At 54.0% G+C, this 18,961-nt stretch carries 11 protein-coding genes; 4 read left to right on the plus strand and 7 right to left on the minus strand.

The window, feature by feature from the left end; translation table 11 throughout:
* Positions 1-5: 5 nt before the first annotated feature.
* From RAHAQ2_RS00610 to RAHAQ2_RS00630, 5 genes are all read right to left on the minus strand, one after another.
* On the minus strand, positions 6-4,055 hold the full coding sequence (locus RAHAQ2_RS00610) for a cellulose biosynthesis protein BcsC (protein WP_014333395.1): 4,050 nt from the start codon (positions 4,053-4,055) through the stop codon (positions 6-8).
* Between the two features lie 82 nt (positions 4,056-4,137).
* Positions 4,138-6,615 carry a cellulose biosynthesis cyclic di-GMP-binding regulatory protein BcsB gene (gene bcsB / locus RAHAQ2_RS00615; RefSeq protein ID WP_014333396.1) on the minus strand — a complete coding sequence of 826 codons (2,478 nt, stop codon included), beginning with the start codon at positions 6,613-6,615 and terminating at the stop codon, positions 4,138-4,140.
* Positions 6,612-8,711: a UDP-forming cellulose synthase catalytic subunit gene (gene bcsA / locus RAHAQ2_RS00620; protein ID WP_014333397.1), complete on the minus strand. Its 2,100-nt coding sequence runs from the start codon at positions 8,709-8,711 to the stop codon at positions 6,612-6,614. The genes bcsB and bcsA overlap by 4 nt, the downstream gene beginning before the upstream one ends.
* Positions 8,712-8,741: 30 nt before the next feature.
* Positions 8,742-9,545, minus strand: a complete 804-nt coding sequence (gene bcsQ / locus RAHAQ2_RS00625; RefSeq protein WP_013573457.1) for a cellulose biosynthesis protein BcsQ — start codon at positions 9,543-9,545, stop codon at positions 8,742-8,744.
* Positions 9,536-10,315 carry a cellulose biosynthesis protein BcsO gene (locus RAHAQ2_RS00630; RefSeq protein ID WP_014333398.1) on the minus strand — a complete coding sequence of 260 codons (780 nt, stop codon included), beginning with the start codon at positions 10,313-10,315 and terminating at the stop codon, positions 9,536-9,538. The genes bcsQ and RAHAQ2_RS00630 overlap by 10 nt, the downstream gene beginning before the upstream one ends.
* A 559-nt stretch (positions 10,316-10,874) precedes the next feature.
* Between RAHAQ2_RS00630 and hmsP the strand changes: the two genes are divergently transcribed.
* From hmsP to RAHAQ2_RS00645, 3 genes are all read left to right on the plus strand, one after another.
* A complete protein-coding gene (gene hmsP / locus RAHAQ2_RS00635; RefSeq protein ID WP_014333399.1) occupies positions 10,875-12,857 on the plus strand; it encodes a biofilm formation regulator HmsP in 1,983 nt (660 codons plus the stop codon).
* A 236-nt stretch (positions 12,858-13,093) separates the two neighbouring features.
* Positions 13,094-14,377 carry a dicarboxylate/amino acid:cation symporter gene (locus tag RAHAQ2_RS00640; RefSeq protein WP_014333400.1) on the plus strand — a complete coding sequence of 428 codons (1,284 nt, stop codon included), beginning with the start codon at positions 13,094-13,096 and terminating at the stop codon, positions 14,375-14,377.
* A 326-nt stretch (positions 14,378-14,703) separates the two neighbouring features.
* Positions 14,704-16,221 (plus strand): M16 family metallopeptidase, encoded by a 1,518-nt coding sequence (locus RAHAQ2_RS00645; RefSeq protein ID WP_014333401.1) that lies wholly within the window; start codon positions 14,704-14,706, stop codon positions 16,219-16,221.
* Between the two features lie 171 nt (positions 16,222-16,392).
* On the opposite strand, the gene kdgK is transcribed toward RAHAQ2_RS00645, so the two are convergent.
* Positions 16,393-17,331: a 2-dehydro-3-deoxygluconokinase gene (kdgK, locus tag RAHAQ2_RS00650; protein ID WP_014333402.1), complete on the minus strand. Its 939-nt coding sequence runs from the start codon at positions 17,329-17,331 to the stop codon at positions 16,393-16,395.
* A gap of 194 nt (positions 17,332-17,525) precedes the next feature.
* A complete protein-coding gene (locus RAHAQ2_RS00655; protein WP_014333403.1) occupies positions 17,526-17,729 on the minus strand; it encodes a 2-hydroxymuconate tautomerase family protein in 204 nt (67 codons plus the stop codon).
* A gap of 322 nt (positions 17,730-18,051) precedes the next feature.
* Between RAHAQ2_RS00655 and pdeH the strand changes: the two genes are divergently transcribed.
* Positions 18,052-18,828, plus strand: a complete 777-nt coding sequence (pdeH, locus tag RAHAQ2_RS00660) for a cyclic-guanylate-specific phosphodiesterase (protein ID WP_037040744.1) — start codon at positions 18,052-18,054, stop codon at positions 18,826-18,828.
* Positions 18,829-18,961: the final 133 nt, after the last annotated feature.

Below are 18,961 nucleotides of genomic sequence, written 5' to 3' on the forward strand. Positions count from 1 at the left end.
CGCGATTAATTTTGACCCATCAGATAGCGGAAGTAGACCTGCGCTTTGCTTTCGTTGTAATCACCGAAAGTATCGTAGCCAACCTGTCCGCCAATCTGCATGCTTTTGTTCAGGTGATAATTGCCGCCCACGCCTGCATTCCAGCCGATACCGTTTTCCGTTTTACCCGCATAATAGGACTCTGTTCCGAAGCCAGCATCGACTAACTCTTCAAGCTGTTTCTGCAGATCCGGGTTATTCGGGAAATAGGCGCTCTTATCCTGAGAGTAAGACTGATAACCCACCGCGCCGGACAGTTTCAGATCCCAGTCGTCATACTTCTGGGTGTATTCCACCGGGAAGGAGACGCTGACATAGTTTTGCGGGCTGAAGTAACCGCCCTGACCGAAGCTGTAATAGCTGAGGTTTTTGTCGAAATCCATGTAGCCGACGTTGATGCCGGTTTTCAGTTCGCGATCGTCATAACGGAACGGACGCACATACAGACCGGCATTGGCGTTCACCGATTTGTTGCTCTTCACGTTGTTACCCAGATAGCTGTAATAACCTGCTTCGGCGTAAAAACCGGCGTCGCCGTCATCGTACGACAGATTTACGCTGCCGCCGTTTTTAGTCACCTGGCCCCACTCTTTGCCGCTGTATGTATCTTTGGTGCCCACGTAGGACAGAATACTGTCAGTGACGGCACGACGCTCAGCGGTCACGCGCAAGGTGGTGAAGTCAGTCAGTTTCGGTGCCCATTGCACGCCACCGACCAGCGAGTTCAGATCCTGCCCGAGCGGCGTACTGCCGACATCGGCTTTATAGCTGTCACCGGTCAGTGCGGCGTTAATTTCGACGCCGGTCGCGCTTTGATTACCGGCTTCTGTTGCTGGATAGGTTGTTGGGTCTACACCGTTTAAACGAGTTAAGCTGCTATTTAGAGCACTACAAGCGGCGATATCTGCCGCATTACTATTGCTACTTACTGAAGAACATTGGTCTGTGTATTGCGCAGCCAATTGCGTTCGATATTGATCAAATGTGGCGACCGACTGCCCATTTACAGTAGTAGTGATTGGGTTATTAGGGTCGGACAAGTATGTTTGGACATCTTTTGATGTGATCGATGCGCCTGTAGCAGCGTTATATGCGGCAGCCGCCGAAGAGTATCCTCGGGAAAGAGCACCCTGACCAAACCGGGTATTGCCGGTGCCGGACGGGCTGCCTGCGCTGAGGGAAACCGGCGTGACGCCGATACTCAGACGTGACGTATCAAATGGCACGAAAGCGAAGGTCATCGGCGCTTTGGCTTCGGTCAGCTGGCTGAGACCACTTTCGCCGTCACGGCCACGAATTGACATGTCGCCCTGCGCCCAGGTCGCAGTTTTGCCCTGCAAATCGTCGAGCATATCGTCGATCTGTTTTTCCGTGGCATTACGCTGTGTTACGGCGGTCGGTTCAGTTGTTGCCACCGGAATATTCCCCGGCGTGGAAACCTGATCTGAGACCTGCCACGGCAAGACCGTACCGTAAGAGGATTGTGTCGCCGGACGCGAAGCGGAGGTGCGTGTTGAGCGGTTGATGAACGGGTTGTCGCTGATCTGCAATCCGGCCACCTGTGCCTGACTGTCTGTGCCTTCCAGACCAATCATCTTGCCCTTTGCGGAACGCAGTAACGCCAGCGCCTGCTGGTGATCGCCCTGTGCTTCGGCGACGCGCGCTTCGAGTAACAGACGGTCCGGCGTGCGCGGTCCGCGCAGGCCTTCCATCAGCGTTTTCGCGCGCTGGTTATCGCCTTCGCCCAGCGCAATGTTAATCGCACCGACGCGTGCATCCTGCGTGGGTGTGTCGTTGCTCATCAGGTAATTATAGACCTGACCGGCTTGTTTATTGAGTTTGCCGGACTGATACAGGCGGGCCATTGCCAGCATCAGATCGCGGTTTTGCGGATCAGCCTGCAACGCGACGACCAGTTTGTCGTAGGCCGCAGCGTACTGACCCTGTTCGCGCAACTGGTCAGCCTGCGTGATCACAAAACCGTTACGCAGGCTCGCCAGGGCTGTCGGTGAGGTGCCGGACTGGATTTGCGGGCTTTGCAGGAAAGCCTGCGCTTCGTTGCTTAGTCCGGCCTGATTCAGCACGCTGACCTGATCGGCGTAATCCCCGGCATTGCCGTTAACGCCCTGACGCATATTCTGGCGAACCAGTTGCACCGCCAGCGGAAGCTGACCGGAGGCCGCGAGGTTTTTCGCCAGCGCACCGACATCCGCAGGCGCGGTTGGCGGATTCTGTGCCAGCGCCCGCAAGGTGTTGGACGCGGCGGCGGTATTACCCTGTTGCAGATAGCTTTCCGCATCGGCCATTTGCGCATTGAAACTGACGCGCTGCGCCAGTTCACGCATCCCCTGATTCTGACTGCTGCGCGGAATACGCGAGAGCAGGGCGTTAGCGGTGGACCAGTTTTTGGTTTCTGATGCGAATAAGGCTGCCGCGTACAGATCCGCAGAAGACGCACCCGGACGCGCAGACGGCGCCATGATTGACTGCGCCTGCGCGGTCTGCCCCTGCGATTGCAGAATGCGCGCCATATCCAGTTTCACCCAGACATTAGACGGCTGACGTTCCCGCGCCTGCTGAAGAATATTCAGTGCGCGCTGCGGATCGTTGTTCGCCACGGCCTGTGCGGCCTGACGGCGCATTGGCTCGATAACATCCGCCACGGTCGGCGGGTTCATTTTGGCCTGAATTCCTGCTGGCAGCGTTTTCAGCACCTGGTTAGCTTCGGCGGTTTTGTTCTGCTGACGCAGCACGTAATACAACCCGGCGCGGGCATCGGCGTTATCGCCCATTGCGCTGTATTGCTGCTCGGCCCCGGCCAGATCGCCTTTACGGCGCAGAATATCGGCACGCAGCAGGCTGGCCGACTGACCTTTTTCGCCGCCGACCTGTGTCAGCGGGGTGACGGCCGCCAGTGCGGCGTCGTAACTGCCGGAACCGGCGGCGTCTTTGGCTTTCGCCAGTTGGGCGTAAAACGCGGAATCCTGTGCCTGATTACTTAACTGGACGCTGTTCGGGCCGCCCTGCGCGGCGGCTTTACTCAGATATTCTGACGCCTGTTCAAAGTTGCCGCTGCGTTGGGCGATATACCCCAGGCCGGCCAGGGCATCGGCGTCGTTCGGGTTATCGGCCAGCACACTTTCAAACTTTGCTTTCGCGCTGGTAACGTCGCCGCTGTTCAGTGCCGTGAAGCCCTGACCTTTTGCCGCGCCGCCAATGTTTTTCTGAAAGTACGCCATCACGCCGGTATCGTTCGGATGACGTGCCTGATAGCCCTGATACAAATCACGGTCAGCTTCCTGCGGCGTCATCCACAACAAGGCCTGACGCAGTGAGCGGTCGGCTTCGGAGCTGGAACCGGCCAGGGTGCTCAGCAGTTTAATGCCGTCGCGGCGGGTGGATTCCTGATAGGTCAGCACTTTACCCAGACCGAGTCGCGCCTGCGTGTCGTCCGGACGTGAGGCGACGCGCTGTTGTAACCCGGCAATTGCCTGCGGCTGGAGCGACTTGTCGCCCGCCATCGTCAGATAATATTCGGTCGCCAGGCTGTCTGGCGGCTGGTTGCCGTTAAAGATGGTGCGGTACGCCGAAAGCGCACCGCTGACGTTGCCCTGCGCGGCCATCTGGCGGGCAGAGGCCAGCTGAGCCGGAGGAATCGCCTGCATGGCTTTGGCACTGTTGAGCGACGCGAGACGCGGATCGTCCGGCGAGACGGCGGTCAGTTTCTCACGCCACTGATTAGCGGCCGTTTTATCGCCACCTTGCAGGGAATACAGCGACATCAGATACAGCGCCTGCGCGTTGTCTGGCTCAACCAGCAGCACTTTCTGTAAGGCGTCTTTCGCCAGGTCGTCATGGGCGCGTTCATGCCAGTAAGCGGCCTGATCGAACAGCGCTTTCATGGCCGGATTGTCGGTATCCGCTGCAAAGGTGGCAGCACTAAAACTTGCTACTCCGGCGATCCCTACCAGATAAATAGCCCTGATCACCGCCAGGGACAGTTTATGTTTTTTCATTTTCCAGCTCCGGTAATCGCCAGAGAGTCGCCGCCCGAAATCGGGAGGAACTTCATTGTTTTTGTTATAAAGCCGATGCTTTTCATTTCTGACCCAGACGTTTGGCCGCGTGACGACGCAGGACCACGAACAGGCTCAGACCCATCACCAGCGAAAGCAGGATCGCAATCAACGACAGGATCACGATGTGGTTGCTGGCGTACCAGAGCACCATCATGTACCACGGCATTTGTCCGGTCGGGAATTGCTGGCCCACGGAGAAGCTGCGGATGCCATTTTCATCGGTAATAATCGCCAGATCGCCGCGCACATTGGCGTTGATTTTGGGTGATTTCAGATCGTGATGGATTTTCAGCAACTGCTGATCGTCCGTGCCGGTTGCCAGCACCACCACGTGGTCGGCAGACCAGCGTGAACGGTAGCTGACGAAGCCACGCCATGCGCCGGTTGAGGACAAATAACGGTCTGCATCGACCGGCTGGCGGTACCAGTCACCGGTCAGCCAGGCGACAACGCGCTGCATGCCGGTCGGTGTTTTTACGCCCATCGAGCCCCCGTTGATACTGAAAGGCGAACCCGCGAGTAACTGCCGGGTGAACGGGGTGTCGCCCAGCGTGGTGACGGCCAGAATATCGCGGTCAAACAGCGGGTTATTTTGCTCATCCCCTTTCAGACCAAAGGCGACCTGCACATGATTCACCGGCACGCCTGTGGCTTTACCGGCGCGGGAGGCCAGATTCAGCAGCGTGTGGATTTCATCCGCGCCGGGTGCCTGCGGCAGCAGCATCAGGGTGTCGGAGAAGTCCGCCAGTTTGGAGTACGGATAAGACGCACCGACGAAATACGACAGGTTCGGCAACTGGGTGAAGTGGTAGCTTCCGCTCAGATCGATAAAGGATTTTGGATCGATACGGCTTTTGATGTTGTCGCTGGTGAGAATGCTGCACGGCGCATCCTTTTTCGGCTTGATATCGAAATAAAATTGCAGCTGGTTGTCGCCGTAAATCAGGTAGGGCGCGAGTTGCAGCGTATAGCGTTCCTGACGGCTGTCACCGCCGAGGCGACGCCAGATGTTTTCCACCAGACCCACTTTGTTGACGGTCAGGCTGCGCAGGAAGTTGCTGTTGATGGAGACGTTGAGCCTTGAACTGTCTTCATCAATCCAGTTTTCGGTCGGGAAACGGTAATCAATGCGCACCGGAATATTGTGTCCGTCCCACATGAACAGATCTGGCGCAGCGCGGAAGGCCACCTGAATGCCGTCGTGATAAATGCCGTTGGAAATCAGCGAACCCTGATCTTTACCCGCCAGTTCGCCCAGCGTCACCCGCCGTGAGGTATCAATCCAGCGCGGCGCGTCATAGGGTTTGCTGGACGGTATAGTTTGCTGCGCCACATCCAGATGATCGGTGTTGTTTGGCATACCGCCGCTGATCAGACGATACGCGGCCTGACGCAGTTCGTTATCGTCGTTACCGAGCACCAGCAGCAGTTTGTACACCGGATTGATCGGGTTATCGATAATCTGAACCGACGCACCATGGCTCGCCGGGAGGGTCAGCGAACCGATTTTATCGCCTGGCTTGCCGAACAGAATGCCGTTCTGATCCGGCAAATCGTTGAGAATGACCGGGAAATCGATGCTGCGATAATCGGACAACATGCCGAGATAAGAAGAGACCATTGCCGCCGCGCTGACATCGCCAGGCTTCATGGCAGCAGAGAAGCCCATGGTGATTTTGGACTCCTGCATCTGCAGACCATCAAAGAACGGACGCGGGAAGTTACCCAGATTACGGCCAATATTCAGTTGCTGGCCTTCCAGCCCGATGCTGGTCGTCGGCAAAATAGTGACCCAATATTTATCCGACTGCTCTTTCTCGCAGGTCATGGTGTTGCTGTCATGTACGCGGAAGCTCAGGTTGTTGCTGGACACCACCATCGCCGCCGGAATATCGAGATCGTAAACATCGCCGCCGTTGCTGCTCTGGTTCAGCGGCAGGTTACCCAGCGGCTGGCCATTGAGCATCAGTTCGAGCGTGGTATCGCGGGCAATCAGTGCCGGAGAAATTTTCAGTGCCAGCGACAGGTGCGCGTTGGTCACCACTTCATCGGCAGGCAGGGTGAACATGATACCGGACTGCAACTGGCCGCCGCTGAGCGTCAGCCCGTTCGGCTGGCCCATTTCGGCAACGGTGATATTGCTGGTCACCGGCTGAACCAGAGGCATCACCGGCGCAGAAGCTGCGGGCGCTTCGGGCATCGCCGCGCTGTTGTCCGCGGGCGTGCTATCGGTTTGTGGCGCACCCACCGCAGGGGCGGGTGTGGTATCACCGGCTGGCGCTGTTTCACCCGGCATCGGTGTGACCGGCGGTAGCCATGACGGCGCGGCGGGCAGGCTGGTTGCCGGATCAACGGCCTGTGCCGGCGCGTCTTCCGCCTGCGACACCGGCAGGCTGCTGAACGTCAGCAACAAACCGGTGGTGATTTTTCTGAACAGGGATGCGCTCCGCGCGGCAGATAAACGGCGTTTAATCATCAGGTTATCAGGTCGGTTCATACTGCTTCACTCTTGCCGGTGGCGTCAGCGGGTTTGTTTTTAGCACGGCGTTCCTTCCACGTGTTATAGAACAACTCGAACACGCAACGGATAATGCTTAGCAGTGATCTGAACGGGTTATCCGGCGGGTATTCTTCGCCAATCCAGGCGTCAGCACGGCATAAAACCACGCGAACCAGTTCGCGGCGTTTCGATAACGGCAGGTTTTCAAATTGCAGACGCAACCGCTCTTTGTCTCCGCTGATTTGCGTCACCGGGAAGCTTTCAGCGCCGGAAGACAGCTGAATTTCCACTTCTTCAATTTCTTCATCCAGATAACGCACGTCCGGCGTCACCAGTTGCACGCCGCCCATCGACATATCGACAGTGGTGGTGCGCAGTGAAATGCCGTTGGCGTAATGAATAATCGCCGGGATCGCCACGTCGATACGGATGGTTTTTCGCACCTGACGGGTTTCTTTTGCCACGGCAATTGCCGCCAGCAAAATCAGCACGCTGAAGCTGCCCCATGCGATGTTCAGTGCGACAACGCTGGGATCAATGGCAAAGTAATCATGAAATACAGCGCGCACGATGCCGTAACCGATACCGATAATCATCAGGATCGCGACAATCAGGTGCGGTTTCACGATGTGGAAGTCGAAGAAACCGACATCCAGCAAACCGCCTTTATCCGTCACGTTAAATTTGCCGCGTTTTGGCGCGAACATCGTCACCAGCGTGGGCAGGATCAGGTGGAAGGCCATGACGGTTTCGTAGATTTCACCCCAGAAGGTGTAACGGAAACGCCCGTTCATGCGGGAGTTGATGTACAGCGACATCACCAGATGCGGCAGCGCGTAAGCAAAGATCAGGCTGGCGGACGAAGAAATGATGTTCAGGTTGAACAGCAGAAACGCCAGCGGTGCGGTCAGGAACACCACGCGCGGCAGACCAAACTGGAAGTGCAGCATGGCGTTCAGGTAGCACAGGCGTTGCTGCCATTTAAGACCACGACCAAGCAGCGGATTATCCACACGGAAAATTTGCGTCATGCCGCGCGCCCAGCGGGTACGCTGAATGACGTGCAGCCCCAGACGTTCGGTCGCCAGACCGGCTGCCAGAGGAATATCCAGAAACGCGGTATTCCAGCCACGGCGCTGCATTTTCAGCGCGGAATGCGCATCTTCGGTGACCGTTTCAACCGCAAAACCTCCGACTTCTTCCAGCGCCACACGGCGGATAACCGCACAGGAACCGCAGAAGAACGTTGCATTCCAGTTGTCATTACCTTGCTGAACCGGGCCGTAGAACAGGGCACCTTCGTTTGGCATGGTGCGGCCAGCGGACAGGTTGCGTTCAAACGGGTCAGGCGAATAGAAGTAGTGCGGCGTCTGGATCAGCGCCAGACGCGGGTCTTTCAGGAAGCTGCCGACCGTCGCCTGCAGGAACGCGCGTGTCGCCACGTGGTCACAATCGAATACGCAAATCAGCTCGCCTTTGGTGAGTTTCATTGCATGGTTCAGGTTGCCGGCTTTGGCGTGGGAGTTGTCGTTACGGGTGATATAACCCACGCCCGCATCAGCGGAGAACACCGCAAATTCGTCGCGTTTGCCGTCATCCAGCACGTAAATTTTGATTTTGTCTTTCGGATAATCGATGCACTGCGCTGCCAGCACGGTATCACGGACTACATCGAGGCTTTCGTTATAAGACGGAATATACACATCGACGGTTGGCCACAGCGTGGTGTCATCCGGCAAAGGTTCGATGGTGCGTTTTAATGGCCAGGTGGTTTGCAGATAACCCAGCAATAAAATCAGCCAGACATACAGCTCGGCGAGGAATAAGCCGACCCCTAAAATAGCTTCTATTGTTGAATTAAAATGCAGCGTTTCCGTCGCACGCCAGTAAATATAACGCGTCGACATCATGACGGACATAATGACCATCACCACACTAATCCGGCGGCTTTTACTGATGCCCAACAAAAATAAAAGCCCGATGCTGATCAGGCCAAAAATGTACTGCTTCTGGCTGTCCATCGGGGTAATGATGATCACTGCTGCCACCGGCAACAGCAGAAGCACAAGGAGAGAAAACAGGAATTTATTCATCGCTTTTGGGGTCGCTGTTAACAGTGATAGTTAATAACTGCCAGATTTAGGCGCGGCGTGTAATTCACCATCACCGACTTTAATCCCTAAAATGGCGGCGACTTTTTTGCTGATCAGCTCAATATCAAATGCCGAAGCTGATACCGGACTGAAATCAATAATAGAGCGCTGCGAGGCATTGGCCTCTGGCACACATTCATCCCTGTGGATTGTGCCTAATAATCTTTCATTTAAACGCTGTTCGAAAAATTGGGTGACGTCACGGCTTAATGTCCGGCGGGTGTCGCTTTGGTTAACCACATAATATTCCCCCAGCTTGTTATTCAAAGGCGTACCAATGAGTTTGTTTTTTTCCATTAAGGGTAATAAAGATAGTGACGCGGTATCGGCCAGCATCACGACAACATGTAAATCAGCAATCGCCTGAACCGCTTTTAATGCCGGACTCGGGCCCGGAGGGAAATCCGCGATAATAATTAATCCCGGATAATTCAGGACGGTATTTAAGCCGCGCTGTAAAAAATGCGGATCGCTGGCAAGCTGATGTTCGAATTCCAGCCGCTGATCTTCCGTCACTTCACCGTACGGCAAAACAAACGTATTGGAACCCGCTTTCAGGATGAACTGGCTCCAGTCGGATTCATTACCTGAACCGGCCACAAAACCGCGGGTATCGGCAATAGGCACACCGAAATGAAGGCGAAGGGCGTTCTGCACATCAAAATCGATGACCAGCACTTTACTGCCACTGCGGGCAAGCGAATAGGCCAGGTTGGAGGCCACCGTGGTTTTTCCTACCCCACCTTTCGGTGAACAAACACAAACTAACGGCATGAGGCAATCATCTCTAACAAGGGTTGAAGCGGTGTGTCGCGATGTAAATATGCGCTGGCGGGCTGCGGAGCCCGTTGTTTAAACATTTGTTTAAAGCGCTGGTTAGCATCAGCAGACGCCGGGGACGCGGACACCGGGCTGCGCACGGGCGTTGGATTTTGTCCCGGCGGCGGGTAATAAACCGGCGCGGCGGCGTACTGAACGGGCTGAGGCGTATGAAGCGGCGCAGATGCAGGTTTCGACGGCACTTCGGGCATCGCTTTACGCAACGAATCGAGTAAACCCGAACCGCTGTCAGGAACGACCGACTGAGCGTGCAATGTCGGGGCCGCGTGAACAGACGGATGTTGCGCGGGCGGCACGCTCAGCGGCACTGGCTGAGCCGGTGCTGGCGGCAGCGTTTCGCGCAGGGCATCAAGCAGACCAAAACCGGCTGGCGGGGGAGGAACCTGCGAAGACATCGGCGTGGCTTGCCGCGGTGGAACAGGCCCGGCGGCGGAAAAATGCGGTTCCTGATGCCCGGCGACAGGCTGAGCGTCAGAAAGCAAAAACTCATCCGCAGAAATGGATTGCGGCGTAGGCTGCGTGGTACGACCGTTATCAAGCGGACCGGCAGGTTCTTCGCTGGCAGAGACTTGTTTAATCAATGTCCATTGATTCATTGAACCTGTAATAGATTCACCCGTGGATTTTTCATTAAGCTCTTTATAATCAAGATTTTCCAGCTTCGCCTTGTCCATAAAACGTTTAATGTCATCATATTTATTCATAAATCCCACCCGATAGGATTATATATTTCGGTGTTTTCCGGATGCCGGAACGACAGTGATTGTCCGCGAGTTCAGAGTGCAAAAAGATGAATATTTTTAAAGTTTTATATGGGAATAGGACTCGTCTTAATATATCAGTTCTTTTACAGCATAGAGCAGTTTTTACAAAAAATAGGATTTACACGTATAAAAAACAACACAGACATAACTGGCTGTCACTCAAGGTTTTTGGCGTTATTTTGCCATGCGTTTACGTTAATTTAGTATAATATTTTGTTTTTTGCGTGGTGAAGAGCACACAAACTTCATCAGATGGGCTGAACTCAGGATGTTCTTGTGTTTCGAATTATTCGATTAACCTGAGTAATGTATGATTTCTGTAAGTTAAATAACATAAACAATATTCAGTGTCGTTGTGTAGCGGCAAACATGTTGTTTTTCATAGTCAAAACTTCGTCTTTAACCTCGAAATAACACGTTATAAGGTATACTGCGCACAAGTACCGTTTCTGCCCGGGTGGGCGCGGAAAATCATGTCGGTGGTTGATGGAGAATTAAGTTGCGGGTCAGGCGTTCATTAACGATCAAGCAGATGGCGGCCGTGTCGAGTATTGCGGCCATCACCATTTGTATTTTTATCGTCATCCAGCTGTTTCACTTTGTACAGCAGCGGAGGGATGACTACGCCCAGCAACTTGAGAATATTGCCCATTCTGTCCGGGTTCCGCTCTCGCAAGCCGTGCTGGATGTTGATCTGGAAGAGACGCAGGACATTCTGAATACACTGCAACCGGTGGGCATTCTGAGCCGTGCTGATGTCGTGATGCCGAATCAGATCGCCGCGCTGCACACGCATTTTCCGCCCGGCCGCCCGGTGCCGCAATGGGTGACCCGTGGTTTTAATTTGCCCGTGACGATTTCCGTGCCTCTCTATTCGGCGGCTGCCAGCCCTAAAGCCCCGAAGCCCCTGGCTTATCTGGTCCTTCAGGCTGATTCCTACCGCATGTATCAGTTCATTATCAGCGCACTCTCGACCATGCTGACGACGTATCTGTTGCTGGCGCTGATCCTGACCATTTCCGTAAGCTGGGTTATCAATCGTTTGATCGTAAAACCGCTTCGCGCGATTGCCAGTGATCTGGAGTCCCTGTCGGAAAGCGACGTACCCGGCCATCAGCTGACTCTGCCGCAACGCCACGAAGACGATGAAATTGGCATGCTGGTGCGCAGCTACAACCGCAACCAGCAACAGCGGGAGAAGCCTCAGGACAAGGCCACGGAAGCATTACTGCCTTCTCAGACCCTGCTCAATAATGAAGAACAGTTTATGCAGTGCCTGCAACACCGCCTGCATTCCGCTGAACCAGAAAAAAGTTTCCATCTGCTGTTAATCGGTATTGAAAGCCTGCGTGATGACGGCCGTGTGGGTTGCCCGCTGGTTTCTTCTATCATGAACGTATTGCCTGAGAACTGCCTGATGGCGCGCCTGAGTTACAACGAATTTGCTGTGCTGGCGGCGGATATTCCACGGCCCTTTATGGCGATGCGTCTGGCGCGGCAAATTATGGAGCGCATTAATGCGCCGCAGGAAAGTCATGCGGGCAATATGTCTCTGCATCCGACTGGCAGCATCGGCATTGTGCAATACACGGGTGAATTCCCCGTGAGTGCGCAGCAACTGCTGGTGAATGGCCGTGCGGCCAGAGTCTCAGCCTATCAGCAGGGAAAAAACCAAATCCTGTTCTTCGAGCCGGAACTGACCGCAAAAATTCAGAAACGCCTGCTGCAGGAAAACGAAATCCTGCATGCGATGGAACAGAATGATTTCACGCTGTTTATTCAGCCGCAGGTGAATATGGAAACGGGCGCGGTGGTCGGGGCGGAAGCCCTGCTGCGCCGTAAAATGGCCGACGGAAGTTACGGGCTGGAAAGCGATTTTATTGTGCTGGCCGAAGAAATCGGTGTCATGAGTCAGCTGGGTTACAAAATCCTTGAGCTGGGCTGTCAGATCCTGGCGGACTGGCAGCAACGCGGTATTGCCCTGCCGCTGTCAGTTAATCTCTCCGGCGCGCAGGTACAGCAGCGTAACTTCCTGCCGGAACTGCGCAGCCTGCTGAGCCGTTACAAAATTAATCCGGGACAACTGGTGCTGGAAATCACGGAAACGGCCCGCATCGACGATCTCGACCGTGCGCTGCTGTTGCTCAGTGAACTTCGCGCCCTGGGCGTATCCATCGAGCTTGATGATTTTGGTCTGGGTTACTCCGGGCTTGAGTACCTCAACAGGCTGCGCACATTGCCTATTGATGTCATCAAAATTGACCGCAGCTTCGTCAGCGTGCTGCCGCAGGATGAAGTGATGGTCAATATTGTGGCCTCGATTGCCCGCGCCATGAATATTCAGCTGGTGGCCGAAGGCGTAGAAACGCAGGCACAACGTCAGTGGCTGCTTAAGGAAAATATTCAGCTCGGCCAGGGGTATTTATTTTCCGCGCCGCTTTCCAAAACTGACTTCGAACGTAAATTCTGCCAGCCTTCCTGACGTGTACCACGGACAGGAAAACCGCTTCCTGTCCGGCATTTTTCCCCTCCCAACGCTTTTTTTACTTACATTACTTCCTGCTGAATGCTTTCCGCTCCGGTTTTTCATGACCCGTGATTGCAGAGGGAAACGAAATATTTCCATCATGTTGTGCATGTGTTATTTCCCTGCTGCCGCTCATTACCTTTGACCTTACAAAAATAGACGTCGGCGCAATCACTTCAGGATGGGTAGTTATGAAAAAATCACTCTTCAAGAGCCTGTATTTTCAGGTGCTTTTGGCAATTACCGTCGGTGTTCTTCTGGGGCATTTCTACCCTGAGATTGGCGCTCAAATGAAACCACTTGGTGATGGTTTTGTTAAATTAATCAAGATGATCATTGCGCCGGTGATCTTCTGTACTGTCGTCACCGGTATTGCGGGCATGGAAAGCATGAAAGCGGTCGGCCGTACCGGTGCGATTGCGCTGCTGTACTTTGAAATTGTCAGTACGCTTGCGCTGATCATCGGGCTGGTGATCGTCAATATCGTTCAGCCGGGTGCCGGGATGAACGTGGATCCTGCGGCGCTGGATGCTAAAGCGGTGGCGGTTTACGCCGAGCAGGCGCAAAGCCAGGGCATCATTCCGTTCCTTCTGGACGTGATCCCCTCCAGCGTGATTGGCGCGTTCGCCAGCGGAAATATTCTTCAGGTGCTGCTGTTTGCTGTGTTGTTTGGCTTTGCATTACACCGCCTGGGCCACAAGGGCCAGCTGATTTTCAACGTGATCGAGAGCTTCTCACAGGTCATCTTCGGCATCATCAATATGATCATGCGCCTCGCACCGATTGGCGCATTCGGGGCCATGGCCTTCACCATCGGCAAATACGGCGTCGGCTCGCTGGTGCAACTGGGGCAACTGATCCTGTGCTTCTACCTGACCTGTATTCTGTTCGTGGTGGTGGTGCTCGGGCTTATCGCGCGTTTCACCGGTTTCAGCATCTTCAAGTTTGTGAATTACATTAAAGAAGAGCTGCTGATCGTGCTGGGTACGTCATCTTCTGAATCCGCATTGCCGCGCATGCTGGATAAAATGGAGCGCCTGGGCTGTAAGAAATCAGTGGTCGGGCTGGTCATTCCGACCGGCTATTCCTTCAATCTGGACGGCACTTCGATTTATCTGACGATGGCAGCGGTATTCATCGCGCAGGCGACCAATACGCATATGGATATCTGGCATCAGATCACCCTGATTGTGGTGCTGCTGTTGTCTTCAAAAGGTGCGGCGGGGGTGACGGGCAGTGGATTTATCGTGCTGGCGGCAACGCTTTCTGCGGTGGGCCATTTACCGGTTGCGGGACTGGCGCTGATTCTGGGTATTGACCGTTTCATGTCCGAAGCGCGTGCGCTGACCAACCTGGTCGGTAACGGTGTGGCTACCATCGTGGTCGCAAAATGGTGTGATCAGCTGGACGAAGGGCAGTTAAAAGCGACCTTAAACGGCCAGAAAGGTCTGACAGAAGCCGAAAAGTCCGCCTGAAATTTCTGAAAAAAGGTGGCTGAATGGATGAAAATATTGAGGAAGGATTCTAAAAACGCATTTATTTAGCCCCAAACCCGCCTAATATCCACCGGTTACTTGATGTAACCGGTGGATTATCTTCATAATATGTCCCTCAAATGCCTTATCCGGCGTTAGTTCCCATAATATTTTTGCAGACTGCGTGACATTGCGAAAAATGCGCGGTCTAACGAAGGGCTGTATTTTCTGTCCTTAAACTTACGCATTCAATTCCTGTGGGCCAGTCGACCGACACCGGCAGGACAGCATATTGAAAATTGGATTGTCATTACGTAGGGGTTCACATGCAGGGCACCAAAATCCGTTTACTCATTGGTGGATTGCTGCTGGCAGCAGCCGCAAGTCATGTGCAAGCTGAAGCATTACAACCAGATCCGGCCTGGCAGCAGGGGAAACTGGACAATGGATTTACCTGGCAGTTGCTGACCACGCCGCAACGCCCGAGCGATCGCATTGAATTACGCCTGGTGGTTCGCACCGGCTCGCTGGCTGAATCAGCCCAGCAAACGGGCTATGCCCATTTCCTTCCCCGTCTTGCACTGATGCACAGCGAAGGTTTCAGCACGGCTCAGCTCCAGTCACTGTGGCAGCAAAGTATCAATCCGCAGCGGCCATTGCCGCCAGCCGTCAGTTCTTATGATTTCACGATGTACAACCTGAGCCTGCCAAATAACCGTCCTGAGCTTCTCAAAGATGCCCTGAACTGGCTGGCAAATACGGCGGGTAAAGTGTCTGTCACACCCGCACTGGTGAGTGCCGCCCGTCAGGAATCACAGGATCCGGTCGGTTCTCTGCCGCAAAATACGCAGGATGCCTGGTGGCGTGCGCGTATGGCAGGTTCGACGCTGGTCGGCCACAATCCCCACCAGTTGCCAACCAAACCCGTCAATATCGACGCATTAATCAAATTTTATCATCAGTGGTATACGCCTGATGCGATGACGTTATTCGTCGTCGGTAATGTCGACAGCCGCGGCCTGAGCGAACAAATCAACCGGACCTTCTCATCACTGAAAGGCAGCCGCCAGACCCCGCAGACGTTGCCAACGCTGTCTGCAGTCACCACAAAATCCATGACCGTTATGGACGAAAACCTGACTCAGGACCGTGTCTCATTAATGTGGGATAACGCCTGGCAGCCCATTCAGGATTCTCAGGCACTTGCCGCATACTGGCGCAGTGATTTAGCCCGCGAAGCGCTGTTCTGGCATTTGCAGCAACAACTGAAAAGTGCGTTTGAAACCAAAAAAGACACGCCGGCACCCGGCCCGGGGCTGGGTTTCGACTGTAACGTGCAATATCAGCGCGCACAGTGCGCCATCCGCATTGAAGCACCGCAGGCGAAGCTGACGGAGCTGTTTAAACGTCTGTCAGAAGAACTCCTGTCCGTGCGTGATAAAGGCATTTCTCAGGCTGAATTTGACGCGCTGATTGCGCAGAAAAACGATCAACTGAGCAAACTGTTCGCGACTTACGCCCGTACCGATACTGATGTGCTGATGAGTCAGCGTTTGCGTTCCCAGCAAAATGGTGTGGTGGATATCGCCCCGGAACAATATCAGCAACTGCGTCAGCAGTTCCTTTCCACGCTGACCCTGCCGGTGCTGAATCAGGAACTGAAGCAACAGCTTTCCCGTGACCCTGCGTTATTAGTGGCGCAGCCAAAAGGGGAACCTGAGATGAATGCAGGTGAACTGCGGGCGGTGTATGACAAGATCATGGCGCCGGCAGAAACCGCGCCTGCGGTTGATGCCCCTGCGGGGGATGTGCCGGCGGCATCGGCGGCAACGAGTGCGCAATAAGCAGATTGTTGAGTAAGAATTCGGTCGGCTCCCTCCCCTGCGAAGGGGAGGGTTGGGGTGGGGTATTAAAGATAAATCATAGGGTTAAAGCGTGGTTTGGCCGCTGCTTTCGTCTTTAAAACCCCCTCCCGCCTCCCCCTTCGCAGGGGGAGGAGCAGAGCCAGCGCGTTTTTATGCCCGGTCTGGCATAAACTCCATCGGAATGATCGCCCCGCGGTGCTGGATAACAGTACTTGCTGTCTCATGCCCACGTACCGCCGCTTCCACTGCGCTGCCGCCGGTGAGCCTCACCGCCAGATATCCGGCGCTGAAGGAATCTCCTGCTGCTGTCGTATCAATGACTTTCTCTTTCGGCAATTTCACCGCAGGGACATCATGCATCTCGCCTTCAGCGCTGGAGACGATGCAACTGTCGGCTCCGCGTTTGACGACCACTTCGCTGACGCCCAGCGCATGGGTGCGCGCAATCACGTCGTCGTACGGCTTCTGGCCCCACAGCATGTCTTCGTCGTCGAGGGTCAGGAAGGCAATATCGGTGCAGGAAAGCATGGCGTTATAGGCGGCCTGCGTTTGTTCTTTGCTGGCCCACAGACGCGGACGGTAATTGTTATCGAAAATCACTTTGCCACCGCGTGAACGGCAGGCTTTCAGCAAGGTCATCAGACGGTCGCGGCTTTCATCGCTGAGGATCGCCAGACTGATGCCGCTCAGATACAGATAATCGAATTCTGCCAGTTTCTGACAAATCTCTTCGGATTGCGGGCTGTCGAGCCAGTAGCGTGCGGCAGCATCATTGCGCCAGTAATAGAAGGTGCGTTCGCCGGTGCTGTCCGTTTCAATCACATACAAACCGGGTAACTTGTTTTCAAGGCGCTGAGTCAGATCAGTGTGGACGCCTTCCTGCTGCCAGGCCTGCAACATTTCATTGCTGAAACTGTCATTGCCGAGCGCCGTAACGTAATGCACGTTCAGCGCATCAGGGGAAACCTGGCGGGAAATATAAACAGACGTGTTCAGCGTGTCGCCACCAAAACCACGGTGTAGCGCATCGCCTTTCTGAGATAATTCGATCATGCATTCGCCGATAACGGCAATGTTTTTGCTGGTCATTGTACCTGGCCTGTGTCTGAAGCATTAAAACGAAAGGAAAGAAAAGACCGTCATTATTACGCTCTAGTCTCTTCATAAGAATGCGGTCAGTCAAATAAATTAAAACAAGGTTTTATTTTTTGTATGCGACAGGTAAAAAAACAAAGAAAAAACGAAGGGAAAAGTGGAAGCAACAGCACTTCTCCCTGAGACAGTTACTTATTTTCCTGGCGCAGTTCGGTCACCGGACGACCACCCACGCCCCAGTTATCGGTATCGACTTCGTCAATGACCACCACGGTCGTCGCCGGATTTTTGCCCAGCGTGTCCACCAGTAATTGTGTTACGCCCGCAATCAGCGCTTTCTTCTGTTTGGCCGTCGCCCCTTCACGGGTGATTTTGATATTAACGTAAGGCATTTTTTTCTCCGAATTGTGAATATGTTGTTAACTAAATGTTTCACGACTCCCACTGTAGAACCTGTGTAAAAGAACTTCCAGCCCGGCTTTGAGTTATTTAAGCCTACAGACTGCAGGGGAATGCGCAGTGATTAAAGTTTCCCCGCGTCGCGCCGATAGATAACTCTACTAAAGAAAGCCAGGAAATCAGGCTACTTTGCCTCCATGAAACACAGTGTTCTGCGTACACACTCTGTTGCCATGAATCACATTGTAGTTACGCAACACATGTTGCCGCATGTCCCCCTGATGATCTGACTCTTATTCATGACGGCAGAAATATATGATAACTAAGATGATGTTAGGGCTGATTACGCCTTCTTTTACCGCCATAGAGCGCGTAAAAGCACAGTCTTACTGGCGTCAGTGTCAGAGAGTGTACCGTTTTCAGCCTATTTATCGCACAACAGGAAAGCTGTTGGGAATTGAATTGCTGACAGGGGTTTTTCACCCTGCGAACCCGCACAAATTCATTTCGCCCGAAGAATATTTTGTCGCGATCGCTGTGGGCAAACGCCTGCAAATCGTGCAGGAGCAACTTGACCTGCTGCAGCGCTGGCAGCATCTGTTCACCGAACATGAATTACTGGCGTCGATTAACGTCGATGGTCAGGTGCTGGAAATGCTGCAATCTGATTTGGCGTTGCGCGCGCAAATCAGCGCGATGCCGTATGTCCGTTTTGAACTGGTTGAAAGCGCCGAAAATGCGCTGAGTATCCCGTTGTCGCAAATCGAGCAATCGGACCGGTTATGGCTCGATGACTTTGGTCAGGGCATCGCCAACTTCTCTTCCTTCACCACCTGGCATTACGAATACATCAAAATCGCCCGTGACTTGTTTATTCTGCTTGGCCAGAGTGAAGAGGGTTCCCGGCTGTTTTACACGCTGGTGACGCTGATGAACCGCTACAGTAAAGGTGTGATTATTGAAGGGGTTGAAACCGCTTCGGAATGGTCGATGGTCTGCAATTCGGATGCGCTGGCCGCACAAGGCTATTATCTGGCGCGTCCCACCGTTTTTGACAATCTGGATAATCTGCCCATACATTTCAAAGGATAATGGATCACACCTGACCTGCTGAGGCGAACTCTCAACGTTGCCGGTGAGGCGTTGTGGTGTGATACATCTCCATTTCATTGATTTATAAAGTATTACTCTCTGTTTTCCTGCCCGACATTCCCCTCCTTTGCGG

This window comes from Rahnella aquatilis CIP 78.65 = ATCC 33071 (assembly GCF_000241955.1).
Taxonomy (GTDB): Bacteria; Pseudomonadota; Gammaproteobacteria; order Enterobacterales; family Enterobacteriaceae; genus Rahnella; species Rahnella aquatilis.

What these genes read in the sequence shown, in the direction of transcription:
- bcsA (WP_014333397.1), bottom strand. Translation starts at nt 8,711, where the DNA reads ATGAATAAATTCCTGTTTTCTCTCCTTGTGCTTCTGCTGTTGCCGGTG.
- pdeH (WP_037040744.1), top strand. Translation starts at nt 18,052, where the DNA reads ATGATAACTAAGATGATGTTAGGGCTGATTACGCCTTCTTTTACCGCC.
- RAHAQ2_RS00645 (WP_014333401.1), top strand. Translation starts at nt 14,704, where the DNA reads ATGCAGGGCACCAAAATCCGTTTACTCATTGGTGGATTGCTGCTGGCA.
- bcsB (WP_014333396.1), bottom strand. Translation starts at nt 6,615, where the DNA reads ATGAACCGACCTGATAACCTGATGATTAAACGCCGTTTATCTGCCGCG.
- RAHAQ2_RS00610 (WP_014333395.1), bottom strand. Translation starts at nt 4,055, where the DNA reads ATGAAAAAACATAAACTGTCCCTGGCGGTGATCAGGGCTATTTATCTG.
- RAHAQ2_RS00655 (WP_014333403.1), bottom strand. Translation starts at nt 17,729, where the DNA reads ATGCCTTACGTTAATATCAAAATCACCCGTGAAGGGGCGACGGCCAAA.
- RAHAQ2_RS00640 (WP_014333400.1), top strand. Translation starts at nt 13,094, where the DNA reads ATGAAAAAATCACTCTTCAAGAGCCTGTATTTTCAGGTGCTTTTGGCA.
- RAHAQ2_RS00630 (WP_014333398.1), bottom strand. Translation starts at nt 10,315, where the DNA reads ATGAATAAATATGATGACATTAAACGTTTTATGGACAAGGCGAAGCTG.
- kdgK (WP_014333402.1), bottom strand. Translation starts at nt 17,331, where the DNA reads ATGACCAGCAAAAACATTGCCGTTATCGGCGAATGCATGATCGAATTA.
- bcsQ (WP_013573457.1), bottom strand. Translation starts at nt 9,545, where the DNA reads ATGCCGTTAGTTTGTGTTTGTTCACCGAAAGGTGGGGTAGGAAAAACC.